Origin of the sequence: Streptomyces hirsutus (genome assembly GCF_001418415.1) — a bacterium.
GTDB classification, from domain to species: Bacteria; Actinomycetota; Actinomycetes; order Streptomycetales; family Streptomycetaceae; genus Streptomyces; species Streptomyces hirsutus.
The window spans coordinates 1-3306 of the sequence record NZ_LIQT01000437.1 but is presented as its reverse complement, the minus strand read 5'-3'; the positions used below and the strand labels follow the sequence as shown (position 1 = coordinate 3306).

Sequence of the window (3306 nt, the reverse complement as noted above, 5' to 3'; positions counted from 1 at the left end):
GGTGACCAGTTCGCTGACCAGCAGGATCACGAGGTCGCTGACACCCTCGAGACCCCAGCCGTGCAACTGGGCCCGGACCGTGGAGCGTGCGGCGCCCACGGCACCCGGGTCCGCGGGGAAGGTCCACGTGACGTGGTCGCCCTCGATGTCGATCACGTGGATCACTTCCGTCGCTTCCCGGTCGGCAGGTCCTCCCACATCGCATTTCATGGGGACTAATAGTCCTATACCCGACTTTCAGGGCCGATTACCGTCCGCGGCGGCGCATCGTGGCACCCGCGGAGCGGGACGGCTCCCCCGCCCCGCCACCGCGCGCCGCCGCCCCCGACCGCTCCGCGCTCCGGCGCTCACGCGGACGCGGAGGCTTCTTCCACCAGTCCGGCGGACAGCCGGCGCACCCCCGCCTCGGCGCCGTACTCACCGCCGTCCGGGGCGATGTGCCACAGGAAGCCCAGGTCTTGGCCGATGGTGACGACGGGTGGTTCCACCACGCCCCTCGGGCGGCGCCGACCCAGCCCGACGGCGGCGAGCAGCCCGTTGCACAGACACGGCCGGCCCTCCGTCTCCTCGAGGGTTCCGCCCTTGCGGACGTGGGCGGCCACGGGTTCCGCCGGGCGGCGGTAGCCGATGGTGCCGCGGTCGGTCCGGTACGGGGTCCGCGGACAGCCCAAGTCGCAGACGCGGGTACGGGCGGCACTCGTTTTCGCGTCGGCGAGGGTGCCGGCAGGTCGGCGACCTTGAACGGGAAGGAGGCCGGGGAGGCCGCCGGATCATTACGCACCGTCAGCCCGCCCGCGAGTTCACACTCGATCAGTTCCCGCCGCAGCCCCTCCTCCAGGCCCGACTCCTCGCAGAACGCGAAGAGGCCGCCGACCTGAACGCCCGCCACGCCCACCGCCCCGGCCCGGCGGACCTGCTCCGGTCCGCACGGGCCGCCCGCGATCCAGAACGGCAGGCCGAGGGCGGCCATCCTCGCGAAGTCGGGCGTGTCCCGGGGACCGTAGACGGGGTCACCGTGACTTACGGCACCGTAGGTACGGGCGCGCACCCGGGGGCCGCGCAAGGCGGGCGGCCCCACGAAGCGGGCGGGCTAAGCGAGTTCGCCGGCAGCGGCCAGATCGTCGAAGAGAGACTGGTCGACCGGAGGCACCCGGTCCCGGTCGGCGTACGAGAACCAGGCCATCTCCTCGATCTCGCTGCTCGGCATCAGTTCCCCCCGGTACTCGGCGGTGTAGCAGGCCATCCGCACGACGGCACCGTCCGGGAGGCCGGGCGCGCCGGCCTCGTACGTCCCCACGTGGGCAGCGGTCCGCGGGTCGAGCAGAACCGTCAGCTCTTCCTCGATCTCACGCAGCAGGGTCTCCAGATCGCTCTCCGCGCCCTCGCGCTTGCCGCCGGGGATGTAGAAGACGTCCTTTCCCCGTGGCCGGGCGCAGAGAATCCTGCCGCCCTCCACACGCACCCACGCCACCGTGTCGATCAGGACCGACATCACTCCGCCTTCACCATGGGAAACCCGGTCGGGCAGGACCTTAGCGGGGCGCGGACCGGCCGGCGGGGGCGCTCTGCCCTCCGGCTCGCCGATCGCCCCCGGGTGTCGCCACGGGCGGCGTCATGCGTCGACCGGCGTCAGCGCCGGCGTACGGCACGTCCGACGGCGCGGACCACGACCGGAGCCGTCCGGGCATCCCCGTCACGGACCCGACAACTCCTCACCCGGCAGCCGACCCGCCGAGGAACACGGACGCCTCCCCTTGCCCGGGCGGGTCCGTGGGAGATCAGTCGGCGGGGGTCGCGTTCCGCCCGATGCGCTCGACCCAGTACAGCTGTTTGTGCCCGCGGCCGTCGAGACTGTCCGCGATCCTCTGCGCCTCGGCGCGGGTCGCGTACCGGCCCACGCGATAGCGATTGCCGTTGTCGTCCTGTCGCACCACGAGCCAGGGAAGCGTGGCCGTGCTGTCGTTCATCGCGCCCCTCCGCTTCCCGTCCGCGACCCACCCGGTAAGGAATCCCCAGTCCGCATATGCCCGAGCCTACGCCTTACCTTCACGCAGCGAATATGGCTTTACACAAAGAGGTACGCAACCAGCCAATACGCAGGGGGCGCATCACGGCGAATGCGCCGTACGTGAGTTCGACGTATCCGGTCAGGGGCACGCCGCCCGCACGCCCGTCACTCGGGGGCCACCTGCGAGAACGGCCAGATTCGTACGGCGCCCGAACGGGCATGCCGCCGCCCGTCCGGCGAGCGAACGCCCGGACGGGGCGCAGAGGGAGCGTTTCGGGGTCGGCGACGGCTCGGGGTAGCGGTCCGTGACGGCCGCCGGTTCGGCTACTTCACCGGGAGGTGGTACGCGACCCGGTACCGGTCGGCGGGGATCACCACGTCGGCCGTCTCGACCGGGCGGCCCGAGGCGTAGTACGTGCGCTGGATGACCAGGACGACATGACCGGGGACACCGCCGAGCAGCACCAGTTCCTCGGCGAGGCCGGGGCGGGCGCCGACCTCCTCGGTCACGTTGTCCACGATCACGTCGATGGCGCGCATGCGCTCGACCACGCCCATGCCGCCGAGGGGGCCCTCCTCGGGCAGCATCACGGGCGTCCGGCCGGTCAGGGAGAGCGGCTCCCAGGAGGTGGAGAGCATCATCGGCTCGCCCGCCTCCCGGAAGAGGTACCGGGTGCGCATCACCCTGTCCCCCGGCTCGATCTCGAGCCGCTCGGCGACGGCCCCGCGGGCGTCGGTCTGCTCGCTGCTCGACTCCCAGGTGCCGCGCACGTCCCCGTCCGCCTGCTCCTGCCGGAACGGGGTGGTGCCCCGCTCCGGACGGAACCCGGAACGGGCCACGCGCCGGGGCACGGGCCGCTCGCGGACGTACGTCCCCGAACCGGAGCGGCCCTCCACGAGGCCCTCCGCCATGAGCACCTTGCGCGCCTCCAGCGCGACCGTGTCGGAGACGCCGTACTCCTCGCGGATCCTCGCCTGGGACGGGAGGCGGGTGTGCGGGGGCAGCCGACCGTCGACGATCTTCTTACGGAGATCACCCGCGACGCGCAGATACGCCGGCTGCTCACCGAATGTCACTGGCCGCTCCCATCAGGTTGTACAGACAGCGACAGCGTGGCAACCGCAGGTTGTACCAGGCAAGTGAAGGCCAGAGAATCACTCGATGTGATGACAGATCCCGGAGGGGGTCTTTACGCAGGCTCTTTATCCCCGCTATGGCGGGCCTCACACCTCGATACGGTCCTCGTCGGCACCGCCGTCTCCGCCCCCGGTCCCGTCCTCGCCCTCGTCCTCGTCGT

At 71.7% G+C, this 3306-nt stretch carries 4 protein-coding genes; all 4 read right to left on the bottom strand.

Going from position 1 to position 3306, the window contains the following annotated elements; all coding sequences use genetic code 11:
• Window positions 1-347: 347 nt before the first annotated feature.
• The 4 genes from AOK11_RS29560 to AOK11_RS29545 all read right to left on the bottom strand — a co-directional run bounded on the left by AOK11_RS29560 (window position 348) and on the right by AOK11_RS29545 (window position 3085).
• Complete coding sequence (locus AOK11_RS29560) at window positions 348-671, bottom strand: hypothetical protein (RefSeq protein ID WP_055596782.1); 324 nt, start codon at window positions 669-671, stop codon at window positions 348-350.
• Window positions 672-1090: 419 nt separating this feature from the next.
• Entirely contained in the window at window positions 1091-1492 is a 402-nt protein-coding gene (locus AOK11_RS29555) for an NUDIX hydrolase (RefSeq protein WP_055596781.1), read from the bottom strand.
• Window positions 1493-1778: 286 nt separating this feature from the next.
• Entirely contained in the window at window positions 1779-1967 is a 189-nt protein-coding gene (locus tag AOK11_RS29550) for an SPOR domain-containing protein (RefSeq protein ID WP_055596780.1), read from the bottom strand.
• Window positions 1968-2332: 365 nt separating this feature from the next.
• Window positions 2333-3085, bottom strand: a complete 753-nt coding sequence (locus AOK11_RS29545) for a GntR family transcriptional regulator (protein WP_055596779.1) — start codon at window positions 3083-3085, stop codon at window positions 2333-2335.
• Window positions 3086-3306: the final 221 nt, after the last annotated feature.

Bases quoted from the DNA above. Each gene is read 5' to 3' on its own strand.
- AOK11_RS29555 (WP_055596781.1), bottom strand. From the start codon at position 1,492: ATGTCGGTCCTGATCGACACGGTGGCGTGGGTGCGTGTGGAGGGCGGC.
- AOK11_RS29550 (WP_055596780.1), bottom strand. From the start codon at position 1,967: ATGAACGACAGCACGGCCACGCTTCCCTGGCTCGTGGTGCGACAGGAC.